The organism is Mesorhizobium sp. M0276 (genome assembly GCF_040321755.1).
Lineage (GTDB): Bacteria > Pseudomonadota > Alphaproteobacteria > Rhizobiales > Rhizobiaceae > Mesorhizobium.
This window is the reverse complement of the sequence record NZ_JAMYSC010000041.1, coordinates 1-17,123: the sequence shown is the minus strand read 5'-3', so window position 1 is coordinate 17,123 and position 17,123 is coordinate 1. Positions and strand designations below refer to the sequence as shown.

Genomic DNA, 17,123 nt, shown 5'->3' with positions numbered 1-17,123 from the left:
ATGACGGATGAAATCGGCTACGCGGTCTATCCAAGCCTCAAGGGCCGCAGTGTCTTCATAACCGGCGGCGGCAGCGGCATCGGCGAAAGCCTGGTACGCCATTTCTGCGCGCAAGGCAGCCGTGTCGCGTTTGTCGACATGGCCGAGGAGCCTTCACGGCGCCTGGTCGACGCGATCGCAGCCGAGGGACATCGTGCGCCGCTGTTCATTCCCTGCGACTTGCGCAACGTCGAAGAGTTGCAGGCAGCCACGGTGCAGGCGATGCGGCACAACGGCCCCATCCAGGCCCTGTGCAACAATGCCGGCAATGACGATCGCCACCAGAGCAAGGACGTGACGGTTGCCTATTGGGACGACCGCATGGCGGTCAATCTGCGCCACCAGTTCTTCGCCGCGCAGGCTGTGCGTGCACAGATGAGCACGCTGGGCGGCGGCTCGATCATCAATTTCGGCTCCATCACCTGGATGGTCGGCGATCCGGATTGCCCCGCCTATGTCACCGCCAAAGCCGCCGTTTATGGCATGACGCGGGCGCTGGCCCGCGAACTCGGCCCCGAGCGCATCCGCGTCAACTGCATGGTGCCGGGCTGGGTGATGACCGAGCGCCAGATGCGCCTGTGGCTGAACCCGGCCGGCGAACGCCAGATCGAGGAAAGGCAGTGCCTGCCCGATCGGCTGCAACCCTCCGATATCGCGCGCATGGCCCTGTTCCTCGCAGCCGACGACAGCCGCATGTGCACGAGCCAGCAGTTCATCGTCGATGCGGGCTGGGTGTGACCCGCACGGCCCTAGGGAAAGAAGGTTAGTTCATGCGTCTTGTTCAGTTCAAAATGGCCGATGGCAGCAGACGGGTTGGCCGTGTCTCCGACGACGGCAATCATCTGCATCCGCTCGACAAGACCAGCACCGTGCTGGAACTGGCCGAAGCGGCGATCGCCGAGGGCGCGTCCATCGCAGCGCTGGTCGAGAGGCGGACGGGCACCGCGACGGTCGACTATGAGGAGCTGTCGCGCGATGGCCGCGTGCTGGCCCCGGTCGACCATCCGGAGCCGGCGCGCTTCCTGGTCACCGGCACGGGACTGACCCATACCGGAAGTGCGGCCGCACGCGACAAGATGCATGTGCTGACCCATGGCGAGGATGCCGAGGAATCGGATTCGCTGAAGATCTTCCGCATGGGCCTGGACGGCGGCAAGCCCGCCGCCGGGCAGATCGGCATTCAGCCGGAATGGTTCTTCAAGGGCGTCGGCACCTGTGTCGTGCCGCCAGGTGCGCCGCTGCCGATGCCGGCCTTCGCACGCGCCGGGGCCGAAGAAGCCGAGATCGTCGGCCTCTATCTCAATGGGCCGGACGGCCGCCCCTACCGCATCGGCTATGCGCTCGGAAACGAATACTCCGACCATGTCACGGAAGCCGAGAACTATCTCTATCTCGCCCATTCCAAGCTGCGCTCCTGCTCGATCGGCCCGGAGCTGCTGATCGGCGACCTGCCCGACGAAGTGCGCGGCCATTCGCGCATCCTGCGCGACGGCACAATTATCTGGGAGCAGGAGTTTTTGTCGGGCGAGGCGCACATGTCGCACTCGATCGCCAATCTTGAACACTTCCATTTCCGCTACCCGATGCACCGCAGGGCGGGCGACCTGCATGCCTATTTCTTCGGCGCGGCGGTGATGAGCTACGCCTCTGGCGTCAAGACGGCTTCCGGCGACGAATATGAAATCCAGGCACAGACATTCGGCAAGTCACTGCGCAACCGGATGGTGTCGGTGCCGGACGAGGGACTGGTCGCGGTCACCCAGCTGTGACGGCGAAAGTCCGGAAACTGCGGTCCACCAGAACGACAATGGGAGATTGAAAATGGGACTGAAAAAACTGTTTCTAAGAATGGCAACAATCGGGCTCGGCATCGGCCTGATGACATCGGCGGCGCTCGCCGCGAACCTGCGGGTTCTGGCCTGGGACGGCTACGCCGATGCCGATTGGGTCAAGGACTTCACCGCCGCGACCGGCATCGGCGTCGATGTCGTCTTCATCGGCAGCGATGACGAGATCTGGGCCAAGATCAAGGGCAGCGAAGGCCAGGATTTTGACGTCTTCGCCGTCAACACCGCCCAGCTGCAGCGTTACATCAAGGCCGACCTCGTGTCGCCAATCGACGTGACGAAGCTGCCGAACCAGAAGGAAGTGTTGTCGCGCTTCCGTGATCTGTCTCAAGTCAGCGGCGACACCAAGGACGGCAAGGTCTACGGCATTCCGTTCTGTTTCGATTCGATCGGGCTGATCTACGACACCGACAAGGTCAAGCCGGCGCCGACCTCGATGTCGGTTCTGTGGGACCCGGCCTACAAGGGCAAGGTGCTGGCCTACGACAATGGCGAGCACAATTTCTCGTTCACCGCGCTGACGCTCGGCTACAAGGATCCGTTCAATCTCAATGAGGAGCAGATGGCGGCGGTCAAGGCCAAGCTGGTCGAACTCAAGCGCAACGTGCTGAGCTTCTACACCACCGCCGACGAGGCGCAGCAGATCTACCAGAACAATGACGTGGCCCTGATCTGGGCCAATTACGGCCAGCAGCAGGTCAAGGCGCTGCAGAAGATCGGCGCCCATGTCGCCTACGTCAATCCAAGCGAGGGCGCGCTCGCCTGGCTCGACAACTGGGTCATTTCCAAGGGCGTCCGCGACAATGCAGCGGCCGAGAAATGGATCGATTTCATGCTGAGCAAGAAGGTCAGCGGCGCGCTTTCCGAGCGCACCGGCTTCGGCAACACCGTGGTCGAGTCGAGCAGCGCCGGCGGCAACGACAAGCTGGTCTGGCTCAACAATGTCGAGGATCCGCTCAAGCGGTCGGACATGTGGAACGAGGTCAAGGCGACGCCCTGATCTTGTCCGCCCAATGCCTTTGAAGGACCCGGCGGTCCGGAGGTTCCGGACCGCCGAAGTGTATGCGAGAGTATTTCATGAACCAGAATGCCGACCTGCTGACGCTGCGGTCCGTCTCGAAATCCTACGGCACGGTCCCCGTGCTGCACGACATCGACCTATCGATCCGCGACGGTGAGTTCCTCACCGTGCTCGGGCCTTCGGGCTCCGGCAAGACCACGGTGTTGCGGCTGATCGGCGGGCTGGAGCCGCTAACATCTGGCGAGATCCGTCTGGACGGCCAAGACATCAGCCGCATGCCGATCAACCAGCGACCGTTCAACACCGTATTTCAGGACTATGCGCTATTTCCGCACCTGACGGTTTCCGGCAATGTCGGCTATGGGCTTTCGGTTCGCCATATCCAGCGCAAGGAGATTGCGCGTCGGGTCGCGGAGGCGCTGGACCTGGTCCAACTCGGGCGTTTCACCGACCGCTTTCCCGCACAGCTCTCCGGCGGCCAGCGCCAGCGCGTCGCGCTCGCCCGTGCACTGATCTGCCAGCCGCGCCTGATCCTGCTCGACGAGCCACTGGCCGCACTCGACCTCGAACTGCGTCGGCAGATGCAGGTGTTCCTGAAATCCATCCAGCGCGAAATCAAGACCACCTTCCTGTTCGTCACCCACGACCAGGAAGAAGCCATCGGCATGGCCGATCGGATCTGCGTCATGGAAGCCGGCCATATCCGCCAGCTCGGCACACCGCATGAGCTTTACTACAAGCCGAATTGCGAGTTCGTCGCGCGCTTCTTCGGCGAGAACAATCTGGTGGCCGGAAAACTTGGGGCCGTCCAGGGCGAGCTGCGGTCGATCGAGACGGCGCTTGGCCGACTGGTTTGTTCGATCAGGAACCAGCCTTATTTGAAAGCAGCAGCGGATGGTGCCAGCGCCTACGCGGCATTCCGTCCCGAGGCCTTGCATCTTGCGGACGCGAAGGACACCGACAACCGCTTTTCCGGCACGACCTCCGACATGGCCTTCGCCGGCTCATCCACGGTCGTCACCATCGCGGCCGGCGCCGACGATGCTGCGCAACACCTGCGGCTGCGCGTGCCGAGTCGGGTCGACGGCAGCACCCTGAAACCCGGCGAGGTTGTATCGCTTTCGTTTGCGCCGCATGAAGGCCATCTGGTGCTGGCATGAGCGAAGCTGGTTCGACGCAGCCTGCGCAAAAACGGCTGTCGCTGCTGGTGACAGTGCTGGCGTTAGCCTTGCCGGTGGTCTTCGTCCTGGTGCCGCTGGCGATCTTCCTCGGCTACAGTTTCTTCAGCGTCGACCAGGGCACGATTGTCTACGGCCTGTCACTGGGCAACTATGTCAGGTTCTTCACCGATCCGATCTTTCTCCCGGTATTCTGGAATACCATCGTTCTGTGCGTCTCGGTGGCCATCATCTGCATGCTGCTTGCCTATCCCGCCGCCTATTTCCTGACGACGCTGAAAGGCCGCTGGCGCTACGCCCTGCTGATGTTGCTGCTGGTGCCGCTGCTAATGAGCTACGTCATCAAGATCTATGCGATCCGCAGCATCCTCGGCCTCAACGGTTTTCTCAATAAGGCGCTGGTGGCGCTCGGCATCCTGCAGGAACCGTCGACGCTTTTCGTGTTCAACATGAATGCCATCCTGCTGACGCTGACACTTCTTCTGATTCCCTTCGCCATCCTGCCGATCTTCCTGTCGCTGGAACGGATTCCGCAGGTCCTGTTGCGCGCGTCCGACGATCTCGGCGCGAGCGGCCTGCAGACATTCCTGCGCATCACCTTGCCGCTGAGCCTGCCCGGCGTCGCTTCGGCGGCGAGCTTCGTCTTCGTGCTGGCGATCGGCGATTTCCTGACGCCGCAGATGGTCGGCGGGATCAGCGGCTTCACCTTCGGCCGCATCCTCTACAGCCAGTTCGGCACGGCTTATAACTGGCCGTTCGGCGCCGCACTGTCGGTGGCGCTGGCAGTCGTGGTGATCGCGGCAATCCTCGTCGGCGAACGCTTCGGGCGCCACCGGGGGATTTCGATATGAGCGCCCTGCCCCGGTTGTCCACCATCTTTCTGGCTGCGATCACGACACTGGTTGCGGTATTGCTCTACAGCCCCCTGTTCGTGCCAATCGTGTCTTCATTCTTCACCATTGCGCACGGCAATGTCGACTGGTCGTCGCCAACCCTCTCGACCTATGTCGCGCTGGCCGAAAATCACGACATATTGGCCGCCTTGCGCACCACGCTGATTGTCGGTGTCTGCACTGTCATCCTGTCGGTGGTCAGCGGAACGCTGCTGGCGCTCTACTATCACGGCCGGCGTTCCGGGCGTTCGATCCTGCAGTTCATAATCTTCCTGCCATTCCTGATGCCGCCGATCATCAGCGGTCTGGCGCTGCTGATTTTCTTCCGCGAAATCGGCCTCGAACGGTCCCTTTTTACGGTCGTCATCGGGCACACGGTCTTCGTGCTGGCGATCGTCTACCGCACGGTGCTGATGCGGCTGCAGTCGATGAGCCGCACGCTGGTCGAAGCGTCCTACGATCTCGGCGCCACGGGCTGGCAGACGTTCTGGCGCATCATCCTGCCGAACCTATCGAGCGCCATGGTCGGCGGCGCCATCCTGGCCTTCGCGCTGTCGTTCGACGAGACGATGATCACGATCCTGGTCACCGGCACGCAGAGCACGCTGCCGGTGAGGCTTTGGGCGATGATGCGGCTTGGCTTCTCACCCGACATCAATGCGCTGGTGGCGCTGATCCTGATGTTCACCGTGCTGCTCTGCGTGCTTGCCGCCCGCTTTCTTATTCCGAGGCAGGTCGCGACGGAACGGACTTGAGTTACAGGGCAATTGTCATCGTTAGAAGGCAGTGGGGTTGAGGTCGAAGGCCCGTCCCGGATTGAGGATGTTTCTGGGGTCAAGTGCCGTCTTCAGCCGCCGCATCGTCGCGATCTCGGCGTCGCTGCGGACCAGATGCAGCCACTTCTTCTTGTCGAGGCCGATACCATGTTCGGCCGAAACGCCGCCGCCGGCCGCCGCGACGCCGCGATAGACGATGTCATACGCCGCCGCAGGATCGACCGTGCGTACCTGATAGTGCAGATTGCCGTCGCCGAGATGGCCGAAGACATAGATGTCGGCGCCGGGGTCGACGGCATGGATGGCAGCGTGCGCCTCTTGCAGAAAATTTCCCATCCGCGCCAACGGGATGCTGATGTCGACGCCGATCAGATCCTTGATCGAAAACAGGACGCGATTGGCGTCTTCGCGCACGTCCCAAAGGGCTCGGAATTCGCGCGACGACTGCGAGACGACGACATCGTCGATGACGCCGTCCTCGACCGCTTGCATCAGCACTTCGGCGAAGCGCTCGCCGTCGCGCTCTGGCTCGCTGCCCTGTATCTCGGCCAGCACATAAACAGGCGAGCCCGCGGGCAGCGGCGCCCGCATGGCCATGCTGGCGACCATGACGTCATAGAGCGGCGCGAAATTGACCTCATAGGCGGACAGCAGTGGGCCGAGCTTTTGCCGCAGCAGCCCAAGCAGCGCGATCGCCGCATCGAGCGAGGAGAGCGCGCAGAAGGCGTTCACCTCGGACGCGGGCTTCGGATGCAGCCTGAGCGCGGCGCGGGCGACAACACCGAGAGTTCCTTCCGTGCCGATGAAGAGCTGGCTGAGGTCGTAGCCGGAATTGTCCTTGGGCAGACCTTTCAGCGAAGTCAGCACGCTACCATCGGCAAGGACGGCTTCCAGCCCCAGAACCTGCGCCCGGTACATGCCATAGCGCAGCACGCGGATGCCGCCGGCATTGGTGGCGACATTGCCGCCGATCGTTGCGGAGCCCCGCGCACCGATATCGACGCCGAACATCAGCCCGGCGCTATCGGCTGCCTCCTGCAGCGCCTGCAGCGTCGCGCCCGCTTCGGCGACGATGCTGGCAGCCTGGCGATCCGGCACTGCGAGCCCGGTCATGCGCTCCAGGGAGAGCACCACCTCACCCGGCTGCACACGCGCGGCGCCTGCCAGGCTGGTGCGTCCGCCCTGCACCACAACCGGCTGGCCGAGATCGTTGCATGCGGCGAGCGCCGCCGCGACGCCCTCCGTGTCGCGCGGGCGCAGCACCGCTTCGGGAAGCGCGCCGAGCTTACCGTCGGGATCGTCGCGATAGCGCTGGTTCACATCTGCGCCGGCGAGCACGCCGCCCGCACCCAGCCGATTGTCGATAGCGGATAGAAGCTGTTGGGTTTCGGGCGACATCGGCCAATCCTAACCCATGATCGCTGGCCTGGTCGAACCCTTGTCCGTGCATGCGCCGCTTGACCATCCGTGGACAATGTGGACAGGGCCGACCGTCCGGCATCGATCGCGATGAGGTCGGATCGACGCCGGACGAAAAGTCATTCTACTGAAGCTTGGCCTGCAGCGCGTTGACATCGTCGGTGGTCATTTCGCCATCGGTGGTCACCTTGCCGTCGACGATCTTCCACAGCCGGAACGGGCCGGTGATGTCGCCAAATTTGTCAAAGGCGACCGGGCCGATGACACCCTCATAGCGGATCGGCTTGCCGTCCTTGATCAGGCCGAGCGCCTTGGCGAACCCTTCCTTGCCGGCAAAGATCGGCGTGCCTGCCGGATCGACAGCCTTGTACATCGCGTCCTTGATCTTGGCCGGATCCTCCGAACCGGCAATGGCGATTGCGAGGCCAACGATGGCGCCGGCATCGTAGGAGCGGTCGGCCGCCGGGTTGGACGGTTCGATGCCGGAAAATTCCTTGTAGTTCTTGGTGAAATACTCCGTCGAGGCGGTCGGGCTGGTGCCGGAGGATGTGCCGTAAGCTTCCTTCAGGTAATCGGCGCCGACGGACTCGATGAAGTCCGGGCTGTTCATGCCGTCATTGAGCAGGAATTTCTGCACCCCGCCTTGCGAAATCCAGGTCCGGGCAACCGTTGCGCCGTCGACCGGCGTGCTGACGAGATAAAGGCCGTCTGGTTCACCAGCCATTGCCGCCGTGACTTCCGAGGCATAACTCGACTGCTTTTCATTGTAGGGCGTGTCGGAAACGATGGTGCCGCCGAGCGCTTTATAGGCGCGCGAGAACTCGGCCACCATGTTGACGCCGAAGTCGTTGTTGACGTGGATGACCGACAGCTTCTTGAAGCCCTTGTCTATGGCGTATTTGGCGGCGGCGACGCCCTGCAGCGCATCCGAGGTGATGGTGCGGAAGAAGATGCCGTTGGTCTTGCCGTCGCGGCCGAGCGCAGTCAGCGTCGGCGAGGATGACGCCGGCGACACCTGGACGATCTTGGCCGGTGCGGTGACCGAGGTCAGGATCGGGATCGACACCGAGGAAATGATGCCGCCGATGATGACCGGCACCTTCTTGACCTGAACCAGCTGGGTGGCGGCGTCGACCGCGATGTTGCCCTGGCTCTGGCTGTCGCGCGTGTCGGTTGCCAGATCGCAGCCGCGCACGCCGCCGGCGTCGTTGATGTCGCGGAAGGCCATCTCCACCGACTTGGCGCCGGCTTGGCCGTATTCGCCGGCCGGGCCGGTCAGTTCCATGACAAGGCCAACGGTGATCTTGCAGTCGGCGGCCTGTGCCGCACCCGCCATCGTCACAAGAGCAAGTGCTGTGGTGAGTTGGAGTATCGTCTTTGTCATTGTTGTTCCCCTTTCGTTACTCAACTGTATTTGATCTCTGGAGCCTGTTCAGCGTTCCGGCACCTGCAGCCAGGTTTCATGCAGATGCCGCCATTCGACGCCGTTGGGCGCCGATGAACTGGTGGTGAAGACGGCGCTCGACTGGCGGCGGCTGCGCTTGCCGCCGCGCAGCTGGGCCTCGACGTAAAGGACGACGATGGTATCGGCGTCCTGCCAGCCGGGCCGGATGTCGTCGATCGAAATGGCAAAACCGTCGTCGCAAGAGGCGCGGCTTGTACGGACATGATCGACGACCGCGTCCCGATCCAGGACCTGGCCGTCCGGCGCCACCATGCTGAAGTCTTCGCCCATGGCGCGTTCGAAGCGGCCGAAGTCTGCCGTGTTGGCTCGCGCGGCAACGAACCAGTCGACGAAGAAGCGATGCAGGTCGATAACCTCGGCGCTGGCGCGTGAAAACAGGGAGCGCTCGCCGCTCATTTCTTCCCCGCATTGAGGTTGTAGTGCATGATCGAGCCGTGACGGCCGTGACGGTCGCGCTCCAGCGTGTAGACATCACCCTCAAGGCCAGTGCCTTGCGCGATGACGGCTGCAATCCGCGCCCGATCCTCGGCATCGAGCGCGATATCCATGATTTTGGCGTTGGCGAGCGCATGCGCCTGGTTACGAGCGCCGACGATGACAGCGGCGACTTGCGGCTGTTCGAGCACCCAGGCGCTGGCGATGGTGGCGATGTCGACGCCGCGGCGATCGCCAACGGCCTTCAGCGCCTGAAGCAGCTCCTGTAACAGGTCCCAGCCGCCGAAATCATCGATGATGAGTTTGTATTTGACCAGGGAACGGTTTTCGAGCGGCGTGGCGGGCTCGGCCACGCCAAGCCATTTGTCGCTGAGGAAACCACCAGCGACTGAGCCATAGCAGAGGAAGCTGACGCCGTTCTTCGAAGCGACTGCCGCCAGGCTCTTGCTCGGCCGCTGGTCGAGCACCGAGTATTGCAGTTGCTGGCTGACCAGCGGGATGCCGGCGGCGAGGATTTCGGCCAGCCGCGGCGTGTCGAAATTGGTGGTGCCGAGATTGCGCACCTTGCCTTCCAACCGGAGTTCATCGAGCCAGCCCATCGCATCGACATAGCGAGGTTGCGCATAGTCCCACCAGTGGAACTGCACGAGGTCGAGCCGCTCGGTCTTCAGCCGCCGCAGCGACTGGTCGACGATGCCCCTGATATAGTCGCGGCTTATGCTGGCCAGTCGTTCAAGGTCGGGCACCAGCTTGGTGTGCACCTTCATCCTGGCGGCAACATCGAGACCGCGCTCGCTGGCCAGCCGCAGGCGCGCGGCACCGATCAGCTCTTCGACGCCGGTGTAGATGTCAGCGCAATCATAGGTCCAGATGCCGGCGTCGAAGGTTGCGATCAGGTCGGCCACCGCTTGGCTGCGGTCGACAGCGCCGTGGCCGCCGGCCAGCTGCCAGCCGCCACGAATGACGCGCGATATCATGTAGCCGGGGCCGAGTTCGAAGGTTTTGGTGGTCATGTCAGGTCATTCTCTTTCGGCAGCGGCACGGCCGTGGTTTCGGCATGGTTGAACCGCCGCTTGCCCATCCTGACGATCCGCAATCGGCTGGCGCAATTGGGATCGGGACAAGCGATCTCGGCGTCCGAGGTCATCCAGTCGTTCCTGTCCGTCGGGCGCTGCTTCGCCGCCAGCAGCGGCAGCACGGCGGCGAGCGAATAAATCGAGAAACCTTGCCCTGCCGGCATCGACAGCATCTCGCCCTTGAGCTCGAAATAGTCGCCAGCCTTGGCACCGCAGTAGATCGGTTTTCCCTCGGGGATGACCGCCTCGACGCGAAGATCGAACAGCTCGAAACTGTCGTCAGCCATTTCAGGCCTCCACCAGGCTGAAAGTGATGTCACAGGCGCCATTGCGGCGGATAACACCGCATGCGGCGGCGAACTGTTCGCGCTCCTTAGGCGGCACCTGCGCCACCACGCTGCCGGCCAGCCAGCCGATCGGAAACAGCAGCCGCGCCCCCTGCCCGTAATACAGGCCGATATCGAAGATCGCGTTGGGGTTGCCGCCCCACATGCGTGGCGGCACATAGGACAGCACGATATCGCCCGGCTGCGGGTTCAGCGTCGCGTTCTCGGCCGGCAACGGCCTGGCATAGGCCTGGCCCTCGAGATCGGCTGCGGGAACCGGACAGGAGATTTCCGGCCCCGTCCACATCGCATGGATGCCCGGGACGACGCGTGGCATGCCGAGATATTCCGATAGGAAGGCGGCGTTTTCCGGTGCCTTCTCGGGCAGCAACAGCGCCGTGACGGAAAGCTGCGAGCGCGGCTCGGTGATTCTGATGGCGGTCATGTCTGGTCTTTCGCGGCGGCAGCTTGCAGCTTGCTGCGCAGGAAGGTGAAGGGTCGACTGATGTCGGCGACCAGCGACTCGCGCGCCGCCTGCGCGTCCTGCGTGGACAGCGCCGTGACGATGCGGCGGTGATACTGGGCGGTGTCGACCTCGCCGGCCTCCGAGAAGGCGTAGATTGCGACACGGATGCAGGGGCCGGATTGCAGCCACAGGCTCTCGATCATCGGGATCAGCACGGCCGAGCCGCAGGAGCGGTAGATCTCGAAATGAAAGCTCTGGTTGAGCGTCACTTCGCGATCGACGTCCTTCTTGTGTTTCAATGCCCGCATCTCGTCCCATTCACCGAGAATGGTCTCGATGGTGGCGATCTGGCGCGGGCCCATGCGGGGCGCGGCCAGCGCGATCGCCTCGCCCTCGATCAGGATGCGGGCCCGCAGGAGATCATCGAGGCGTTCCAGTGTGATCGGCGGCACGCGCACCGAACGGTTGGGCAGCGCCTCCAGCGCCTTTTCCGTGATCAGCCGGCCGAGCGCCTCGCGCACCGGCATAGTCGAGGTGACCAAGGCGTCAGCCAAGCCACGGATGGTCAGCACCTGGCTCGGCTCGAACAGGCCGCCGATCAAGGCACGGCGCAGTTCGGAATAGACACGGTCCTGCACGGTTTCGCGGCCGACCGGCGCAAGCTGGGCCGCGATCGCCTCGTTGTTCTTTTCGATGGCAGCCTTCTGCATGGAATTCCGTTCTTGGCCGGTTTTCGGCTTGCGGATGAAATTAAACCCGAATAGCGTGATCAAAGCAAGTGTGATCACAAATCATAATCAGGAGACGGCAACGATCGTCTTCGGCCAGAGGGTTTGATGAGCGAGGCAGCCAAACGGCAAGGGGAAACCCGCGCGCCGGTTCTGACGGCAAGGAATGTCGTCAGGCGGTTCGGCGGCCTTGTCGCCGTCAACGATGTCTCGTTCGACGTCCGGGCTGGAGAAATCCTCGGCCTGATCGGCCCCAACGGCGCCGGCAAGACGACGATGTTCGATCTGCTCGCCGGCAGCATATTGCCGACCAGCGGCGAGATCCTTCTCAATGGCACGCCTGTCTCGGGCGAAGCCGCACATCTGCGCATCGGTCGTGGCCTTGGCCGCACCTTCCAGATCCCGCGCCCGCTGCCCAATCTGACACTGATCGAAAACATCATGCTGGCGGCACAGGGTCAGGCCGGCGAAAGGCTGCTCGCCAATTTCGTGACGCCATGGCGCGTCGCCGCGCAGGAAAGAGCCGCCAGGACAAAGGCGCTCGAACTGCTGGAACTGGTCACCCTCACCCATCTCGCGCATGAGCCGGCGCGCGTGCTTTCCGGCGGCCAGCGCAAGCTGCTCGAACTCGCCCGCGTCATGATGGCAGACCCGGCGATCATCCTGCTCGACGAGCCGGCAGCCGGCGTCAATGCAACGCTGCTCGAAGTCATCATCGACCGCATTCGCGACATCAACGCGCGCGGCATCACCTTCCTGCTGATCGAGCACAACATCGACATGGTGACGCGGCTCTGCCATCGCGTTCTCGTCATGGCGAGCGGCCAGTTGCTCAGCGAAGGCACGGCCGACCAGGTCGCACGCGACCCGCGCGTCATCGAGGCCTATCTCGGAGGCGCGGCATGAGCGAGACCGTCCTTGATGTCCGTGATCTCGAAGCCGGCTATGAACCCGGCGTGCCGATCGTGCGTGGCGCCTCGATCACCGTCGGCAAGGGCGAGATTGTCGTCGTGCTCGGTCCCAACGGCGCCGGCAAGTCGAGCTTCATCAAGGCCATTGCCGGTCTCGTCCCGATCTCCGGCGGCACGGTGTTTCTGGACGGCAAGGACATCACTGCCGCCCCCGCCCACACCATGGTGCGGCTTGGCCTGGCCTTCGTACCGCAGACCGAAAACATTTTTCCTCTCATGTCGGTCGAGGACAATCTGAAAGTCGCCTGCGGCATCCTCGAACGGCGCGAAATCCCCGCTCGCATCGAGGAGATGTATGTGGCGTTTCCCGACCTCGTCCGCCAGCGGCGAACCGCCGCCGGCAACCTGTCGGGCGGGCAGCGGCAGATGCTGGCCGTCGCACGGGCGCTGATCGTCCACCCCAAGGTGCTGGTGCTCGACGAACCGTCGGCCGGCCTGTCGCCGAAATTCGTCTCGATGGTATTCGAGATGCTGGCTGGCATCCGCAAATCCGGCCTCACCATCCTGCTGGTCGAACAGAATGCAAAGGCAGCGCTTGCCATCGGCGACCGCGCCTATGTGCTGGTCGAAGGCAAGGATCGGCACGAGGGCGTCGCCGCCGAACTGTGGAACGATCCGGTCGTCGCCGAACTCTATCTCGGCCAGCGCCCCCGTAAGCCCGATACAGGAGGTGGGGCATGAGCCTGCAATTCATCGTCGATGGGCTGCTGACAGGTTCGATGATCGGCCTCGGCGCCATCGGCGTGACGCTCACCTATTCGATCCTGCGCTTCTCGAACTTTGCCCATGGCGACTTCATGGCCTGGGGCACCTATGCGACATTGGCCGTCGTCAGCGCCATCGGCGCGATGGTCGGCAAGGTGGCACCCATTGCTCCCCTCTCCTTCGGCTGGCCGCTGATTGTCGCACTGGTCGTCGGCATGGCCTTCACCGCCCTGTTGGCGCTGCTGCTCGACAAGGTGCTGTTCGCGCGGCTGCGCTCGCAAGGCCAGGCGATCATCGTGGTGATGGCGAGCTTCGGCGCCTCGATGGCGCTGAGAAGCCTGCTCGAATTCACCTTCACCTCGCGGCCGACCTATTTCAGCCGCGCCATTCAGATCGCCATGCCGATCGGCTTCGGCATCCGCATCACGCCCGACCAGATCGCCTTGCTGCTGCTGACCGCCGTGCTGGTGCTCGGCGTGCATCTGTTGATGACGCGCACGCAGACCGGCCGCTCGATGCAGGCCCTGAGCCAGAACGCAGCGCTGGCCCGCATCGTCGGCATCGACGTCGCCAGCGTGGTGCGCGTCACCTGGGTCATCGGCGGGGCGCTCGCCTGCGTGGCCGGCGTGATGGTCGGCATTCTGGTGCAGATCCGCCCGTTCATGGGCTTCGACATGCTGCTGCCGATGTTCGCCGCCGCCATTCTCGGCGGCATCGGCAGCATCCCCGGCGCCGTGCTCGGCGGCCTGATCATCGGGCTGGCCGAAGCCGGCGCGGTGCAACTGATCGGCGCCGAATGGCGCGCTGCGGTCTCCTTCATCATCCTGATGGCGGTGCTGTTCGTGCGGCCGATCGGCCTGTTTGGTGTGAGGGAACGCTGATGGACCTGCTCGGCTACGGCGCCTTCTTCCTGACCACCGCGCTGATTTTTTCGCTGGTCACGCTGGGGCTCAATCTGCAATGGGGGCTGACCGGCCTGTTCAATGTCGGCCTCGCCGGCTTCGTCGCCATCGGCGCCTATACATCGGCGCTGCTGACGACACCGGACGATGCCGCCCGGCTTGGCGGCTTCGGCCTGCCGATCCTTGTCGGCTGGGCAGGCGCCATGGTCATCGGCGGCATCGCCGCGGCCCTTACCGGCATGGCGACGCTGCGGCTGCGATCCGACTATCTGGCGATCACCACCTTCGGCGTCGCCGTCGTCGTGCAACTGGTCGCGCTCAACGCGCAGAAGCTGACCGGCGGACCGTTCGGCATCGGCTTCATCCCGCGCCCCTTCGGCAGCCTGGCCGAGACGCCGCTGCTGTTCAACCTGTCGAACCTTGCCGTCGTTTCGGTGGTGACGCTGATCGCCTACCTCGCTCTGGAGCATCTGTCGCGCAGCCCTTGGGGGCGCGTGCTGAAGGCGCTGCGCGAGGACGAACGGGCAGCGATTTCGTTGGGCAAGAGCGCGCGTTTCTACCGCGTCCAGGCCTTTGCCGTCGGCGGCGCCATCATGGCGCTGGCCGGCGCGCTGCAGGCGCACTTCACCGGCTTCATCGCGCCGGACAATTACCTGCCGATCCTGACCTTCCAGGTCTGGGTGATGCTGATCGTCGGCGGCTCGGGCAGCAATCTCGGCGCCGTCATCGGCAGCATCCTGGTGTGGGCGATATGGGCGGGGTCAGGCACGCTGACCAGCATCCTATTCCCGCCGGAACAGCAGGCGCGCGCCGCCGCGCTGCAGATCGCCGCCATCGGCGTCATGCTCTGCGTCATCCTGCTGATCCGGCCGAACGGCCTGTTCGGCGACAGGCCACGGCGGCCATGGTTCGGCAGGCGGACGAAGATCGCTCAGGCCAAGAGCAGTTCCGGGTCATGAATGCCGTGCCCCGGCAGGAAACGCATAACGCTTCGCTCTGGCATGCGGTCAGCCGCAATCGCCGCGAGCGGCCCGCGCTGCAAGGCGGGCTCGATGTCCACCTCGCCATTGTCGGCGGCGGTTTTTCCGGTCTATCGACCGCGCTGCACGCGACCGGGAAAGGGCTTTCCGTCGCCGTTCTCGAAGCCGAATTCATCGCCTGGGGCGCGACCGGCAGGAATGCAGGCTTCGTCGTGCCGAATTTCGCCAAGATGGACCCGACCGACATACTGGCCCATCTCGGGCCTTCACGTGGCGAAAGGCTGATCGATTTCGCTGCCGGCAGCGCCGACCTCGTCTTCGATCTGATTCGGCGGCACGGCATAAACTGCGACGCCTTGCAGAACGGATGGATTCAGCCGGCGCATTCGCTCGCCGCGTTCGAGAAGGTCAAATCACGCGCCGGGCAATGGGCTCAACGTGGCCGGCCGGCAGTCACATTGGATCGGCAGGAGGTCGAGGCGCTGACGGGCGTGCCAGGCTATGTCGGCGGCTGGATGGATCGTTCTGGCGGCGTACTCAATCCGGTCGAATACGCGCACGGGCTCGCCGATGCGGCGGAGAAAGCCGGCGCGAAGATCTTCGAGCGGACGCGCGTCACCTCGGTTGATGGCATAGCCGATGATTGGATGCTGAAAACGCCTTCGGGATCGGTACGCGCTGCCAAGGTGTTGATCGCCACCAACGCCTATGGCTGGTCCCTCAATCCGTCATTGCAGCGAACCTATTTCCCGCTGAAAGTCTTCCAGGTCGCTACGGCGCCGCTGTCGCGCGAAGTCCGCAGCCGGTTGCTTCCCGGCGGGCAAGGTGTCGGCGACACCAGGCGCAATCTGTTCACCTTCCGCTTCGACGCCGAAAACCGGCTGATCAGCGGCGGTATGCATATTCTTGGCGCCGGCGCCGAGAGCCGCGTGCCGCAGACGATCTGGCGGCGGCTTGGCCGGCATCTCGACTTGCCTGACCTGCCGCCACTTGCCTACAGCTGGTCCGGAATGGCTGCCGTCGAACCGGATTTCCTGCCGCATCTGATCGACCTCGGGTCGGGCCTGATCGCCGGTCGTGCCTGCAACGGCCGCGGCATCGCCATGACGACGGCAATGGGCAAGGTGCTGGCCGATTGGGCCGCTGGAACCGACGCCCGCGACCTGCCGCTGCCTTTCGGGCCGCCGGCGCCAATCCCGTTCCATGCCTTGCTGCGCCACGCGCCCAACATGTTGCTCGGCTGGAGCATGCTGCGCGACCGGTTGGACAATACGAATCTGGTTCTTCGAGCGTGAGCGCTTCGCGGAGGAATATGCCCGCCGCGCAACGAGTGGTTATCGGTACGTCGGAGGATCGTCAGCTTAATTTGTTTGCTGCGGTCATCAGCGTCCGGAGGACTGGGGACGGCGAGCGACTCTGCCCACACTAGATTCTGAACAGGCGCCTCATCGCCGCAATATCGGACGGCGATCTCGCACTTCCAATGTAGGAGCGGCGTCATTTTGGCACGTGACCAGTTGATGGCCTCGCACTAGCTCGTAACCGCACCGGGCTCAATCGAATTGCTCGTTGTGCTGCGGACAACGGCGTCATCACCCAATGAGTCAATCGCCTTCGTGTTCTCGCATCTTGCGTTCCACACCGCCTTTTTTGCGACTTTCGAAGCACAAGTCATGAATACGGGATGACGGGGTATTCGGTTCAGATTCGCCGCTAACGTCAGCTTTGCGCCTCATGTCGGTCATTCCGGCCGACTTGACCGCGTATCAAAAGCGGACATTGCTGGCGCCATCCTGACGTCGTCGTTACGCCAGAAGCGGTCGTCGAAGCTCAGAAATCGGGTCCCTCGGAATATCTGGCCTTCAGCCATGTATTCGACAGTCCGCTCCGGTAGCG

General features: G+C 63.7%; 18 protein-coding genes. 11 read left to right on the top strand and 7 right to left on the bottom strand.

Features of this window, described 5'->3' with window-relative positions; genetic code table 11:
* From NKJ01_RS26470 to NKJ01_RS26445, 6 genes are all read left to right on the top strand, one after another.
* Nucleotides 1-777 (top strand): SDR family NAD(P)-dependent oxidoreductase, encoded by a 777-nt coding sequence (locus NKJ01_RS26470; protein ID WP_352732460.1) that lies wholly within the window; start codon nt 1-3, stop codon nt 775-777.
* Between the two features lie 32 nt (nt 778-809).
* Nucleotides 810-1,808 carry an AraD1 family protein gene (gene araD1 / locus NKJ01_RS26465; RefSeq protein WP_352732457.1) on the top strand — a complete coding sequence of 333 codons (999 nt, stop codon included), beginning with the start codon at nt 810-812 and terminating at the stop codon, nt 1,806-1,808.
* Between the two features lie 52 nt (nt 1,809-1,860).
* Nucleotides 1,861-2,886: an ABC transporter substrate-binding protein gene (locus NKJ01_RS26460; RefSeq protein WP_352732454.1), complete on the top strand. Its 1,026-nt coding sequence runs from the start codon at nt 1,861-1,863 to the stop codon at nt 2,884-2,886.
* A gap of 77 nt (nt 2,887-2,963) precedes the next feature.
* Nucleotides 2,964-4,067, top strand: a complete 1,104-nt coding sequence (locus tag NKJ01_RS26455; RefSeq protein WP_352732451.1) for an ABC transporter ATP-binding protein — start codon at nt 2,964-2,966, stop codon at nt 4,065-4,067.
* Nucleotides 4,064-4,936 carry an ABC transporter permease gene (locus tag NKJ01_RS26450; RefSeq protein WP_352732449.1) on the top strand — a complete coding sequence of 291 codons (873 nt, stop codon included), beginning with the start codon at nt 4,064-4,066 and terminating at the stop codon, nt 4,934-4,936. Before NKJ01_RS26455 ends, NKJ01_RS26450 begins: the two co-directional genes overlap by 4 nt.
* A complete protein-coding gene (locus NKJ01_RS26445; protein WP_352732446.1) occupies nt 4,933-5,733 on the top strand; it encodes an ABC transporter permease in 801 nt (266 codons plus the stop codon). The genes NKJ01_RS26450 and NKJ01_RS26445 overlap by 4 nt, the downstream gene beginning before the upstream one ends.
* Before the next feature lie 21 nt (nt 5,734-5,754).
* Here the strand turns inward: NKJ01_RS26445 and NKJ01_RS26440 are convergent, their stop codons facing one another.
* From NKJ01_RS26440 to NKJ01_RS26410, 7 genes are all read right to left on the bottom strand, one after another.
* Complete coding sequence (locus tag NKJ01_RS26440) at nt 5,755-7,152, bottom strand: FAD-binding oxidoreductase (protein WP_352732443.1); 1,398 nt, start codon at nt 7,150-7,152, stop codon at nt 5,755-5,757.
* 145 nt (nt 7,153-7,297) lie between these two features.
* Nucleotides 7,298-8,557: an ABC transporter substrate-binding protein gene (locus NKJ01_RS26435; protein ID WP_352732440.1), complete on the bottom strand. Its 1,260-nt coding sequence runs from the start codon at nt 8,555-8,557 to the stop codon at nt 7,298-7,300.
* A 48-nt stretch (nt 8,558-8,605) separates the two neighbouring features.
* A complete protein-coding gene (locus NKJ01_RS26430) occupies nt 8,606-9,034 on the bottom strand; it encodes a DUF4440 domain-containing protein (protein WP_023762415.1) in 429 nt (142 codons plus the stop codon).
* Nucleotides 9,031-10,086, bottom strand: a complete 1,056-nt coding sequence (locus NKJ01_RS26425) for an aldo/keto reductase (protein ID WP_023762416.1) — start codon at nt 10,084-10,086, stop codon at nt 9,031-9,033. Before NKJ01_RS26425 ends, NKJ01_RS26430 begins: the two co-directional genes overlap by 4 nt.
* Nucleotides 10,083-10,436, bottom strand: a complete 354-nt coding sequence (locus tag NKJ01_RS26420; protein WP_023762417.1) for a TIGR04076 family protein — start codon at nt 10,434-10,436, stop codon at nt 10,083-10,085. Before NKJ01_RS26420 ends, NKJ01_RS26425 begins: the two co-directional genes overlap by 4 nt.
* Nucleotide 10,437: 1 nt before the next feature.
* The gene (locus NKJ01_RS26415) at nt 10,438-10,920 is read right to left on the bottom strand and encodes a DUF3830 family protein (RefSeq protein ID WP_023762418.1); all 483 of its coding nucleotides are present in this window, start codon (nt 10,918-10,920) and stop codon (nt 10,438-10,440) included.
* Nucleotides 10,917-11,651, bottom strand: a complete 735-nt coding sequence (locus NKJ01_RS26410) for a GntR family transcriptional regulator (RefSeq protein ID WP_084025714.1) — start codon at nt 11,649-11,651, stop codon at nt 10,917-10,919. The genes NKJ01_RS26415 and NKJ01_RS26410 overlap by 4 nt, the downstream gene beginning before the upstream one ends.
* Before the next feature lie 126 nt (nt 11,652-11,777).
* Here NKJ01_RS26410 and NKJ01_RS26405 point away from each other — a divergent pair, with 126 nt between their 5' ends.
* The 5 genes from NKJ01_RS26405 to NKJ01_RS26385 are packed head-to-tail and all read left to right on the top strand — an operon-like array spanning nt 11,778 to nt 16,522.
* Complete coding sequence (locus NKJ01_RS26405; RefSeq protein WP_352732435.1) at nt 11,778-12,575, top strand: ABC transporter ATP-binding protein; 798 nt, start codon at nt 11,778-11,780, stop codon at nt 12,573-12,575.
* Complete coding sequence (locus NKJ01_RS26400; RefSeq protein ID WP_352732432.1) at nt 12,572-13,321, top strand: branched-chain amino acid ABC transporter ATP-binding protein; 750 nt, start codon at nt 12,572-12,574, stop codon at nt 13,319-13,321. The genes NKJ01_RS26405 and NKJ01_RS26400 overlap by 4 nt, the downstream gene beginning before the upstream one ends.
* Entirely contained in the window at nt 13,318-14,226 is a 909-nt protein-coding gene (locus NKJ01_RS26395) for a branched-chain amino acid ABC transporter permease (RefSeq protein WP_352732429.1), read from the top strand. Before NKJ01_RS26400 ends, NKJ01_RS26395 begins: the two co-directional genes overlap by 4 nt.
* The gene (locus tag NKJ01_RS26390) at nt 14,223-15,206 is read left to right on the top strand and encodes a branched-chain amino acid ABC transporter permease (protein ID WP_352732551.1); all 984 of its coding nucleotides are present in this window, start codon (nt 14,223-14,225) and stop codon (nt 15,204-15,206) included. The genes NKJ01_RS26395 and NKJ01_RS26390 overlap by 4 nt, the downstream gene beginning before the upstream one ends.
* On the top strand, nt 15,203-16,522 hold the full coding sequence (locus NKJ01_RS26385; protein WP_352732426.1) for an NAD(P)/FAD-dependent oxidoreductase: 1,320 nt from the start codon (nt 15,203-15,205) through the stop codon (nt 16,520-16,522). The genes NKJ01_RS26390 and NKJ01_RS26385 overlap by 4 nt, the downstream gene beginning before the upstream one ends.
* Nucleotides 16,523-17,123 lie beyond the last annotated feature (601 nt).

Excerpts from the sequence above, each read along its gene's own strand:
- NKJ01_RS26400 (WP_352732432.1), top strand. The coding sequence starts at position 12,572 with ATGAGCGAGACCGTCCTTGATGTCCGTGATCTCGAAGCCGGCTATGAA.
- NKJ01_RS26385 (WP_352732426.1), top strand. The coding sequence starts at position 15,203 with ATGAATGCCGTGCCCCGGCAGGAAACGCATAACGCTTCGCTCTGGCAT.
- NKJ01_RS26450 (WP_352732449.1), top strand. The coding sequence starts at position 4,064 with ATGAGCGAAGCTGGTTCGACGCAGCCTGCGCAAAAACGGCTGTCGCTG.
- araD1 (WP_352732457.1), top strand. The coding sequence starts at position 810 with ATGCGTCTTGTTCAGTTCAAAATGGCCGATGGCAGCAGACGGGTTGGC.
- NKJ01_RS26435 (WP_352732440.1), bottom strand. The coding sequence starts at position 8,557 with ATGACAAAGACGATACTCCAACTCACCACAGCACTTGCTCTTGTGACG.
- NKJ01_RS26430 (WP_023762415.1), bottom strand. The coding sequence starts at position 9,034 with ATGAGCGGCGAGCGCTCCCTGTTTTCACGCGCCAGCGCCGAGGTTATC.
- NKJ01_RS26445 (WP_352732446.1), top strand. The coding sequence starts at position 4,933 with ATGAGCGCCCTGCCCCGGTTGTCCACCATCTTTCTGGCTGCGATCACG.
- NKJ01_RS26395 (WP_352732429.1), top strand. The coding sequence starts at position 13,318 with ATGAGCCTGCAATTCATCGTCGATGGGCTGCTGACAGGTTCGATGATC.
- NKJ01_RS26410 (WP_084025714.1), bottom strand. The coding sequence starts at position 11,651 with ATGCAGAAGGCTGCCATCGAAAAGAACAACGAGGCGATCGCGGCCCAG.
- NKJ01_RS26460 (WP_352732454.1), top strand. The coding sequence starts at position 1,861 with ATGGGACTGAAAAAACTGTTTCTAAGAATGGCAACAATCGGGCTCGGC.
- NKJ01_RS26440 (WP_352732443.1), bottom strand. The coding sequence starts at position 7,152 with ATGTCGCCCGAAACCCAACAGCTTCTATCCGCTATCGACAATCGGCTG.
- NKJ01_RS26425 (WP_023762416.1), bottom strand. The coding sequence starts at position 10,086 with ATGACCACCAAAACCTTCGAACTCGGCCCCGGCTACATGATATCGCGC.
- NKJ01_RS26415 (WP_023762418.1), bottom strand. The coding sequence starts at position 10,920 with ATGACCGCCATCAGAATCACCGAGCCGCGCTCGCAGCTTTCCGTCACG.
- NKJ01_RS26455 (WP_352732451.1), top strand. The coding sequence starts at position 2,964 with ATGAACCAGAATGCCGACCTGCTGACGCTGCGGTCCGTCTCGAAATCC.
- NKJ01_RS26470 (WP_352732460.1), top strand. The coding sequence starts at position 1 with ATGACGGATGAAATCGGCTACGCGGTCTATCCAAGCCTCAAGGGCCGC.
- NKJ01_RS26420 (WP_023762417.1), bottom strand. The coding sequence starts at position 10,436 with ATGGCTGACGACAGTTTCGAGCTGTTCGATCTTCGCGTCGAGGCGGTC.
- NKJ01_RS26405 (WP_352732435.1), top strand. The coding sequence starts at position 11,778 with ATGAGCGAGGCAGCCAAACGGCAAGGGGAAACCCGCGCGCCGGTTCTG.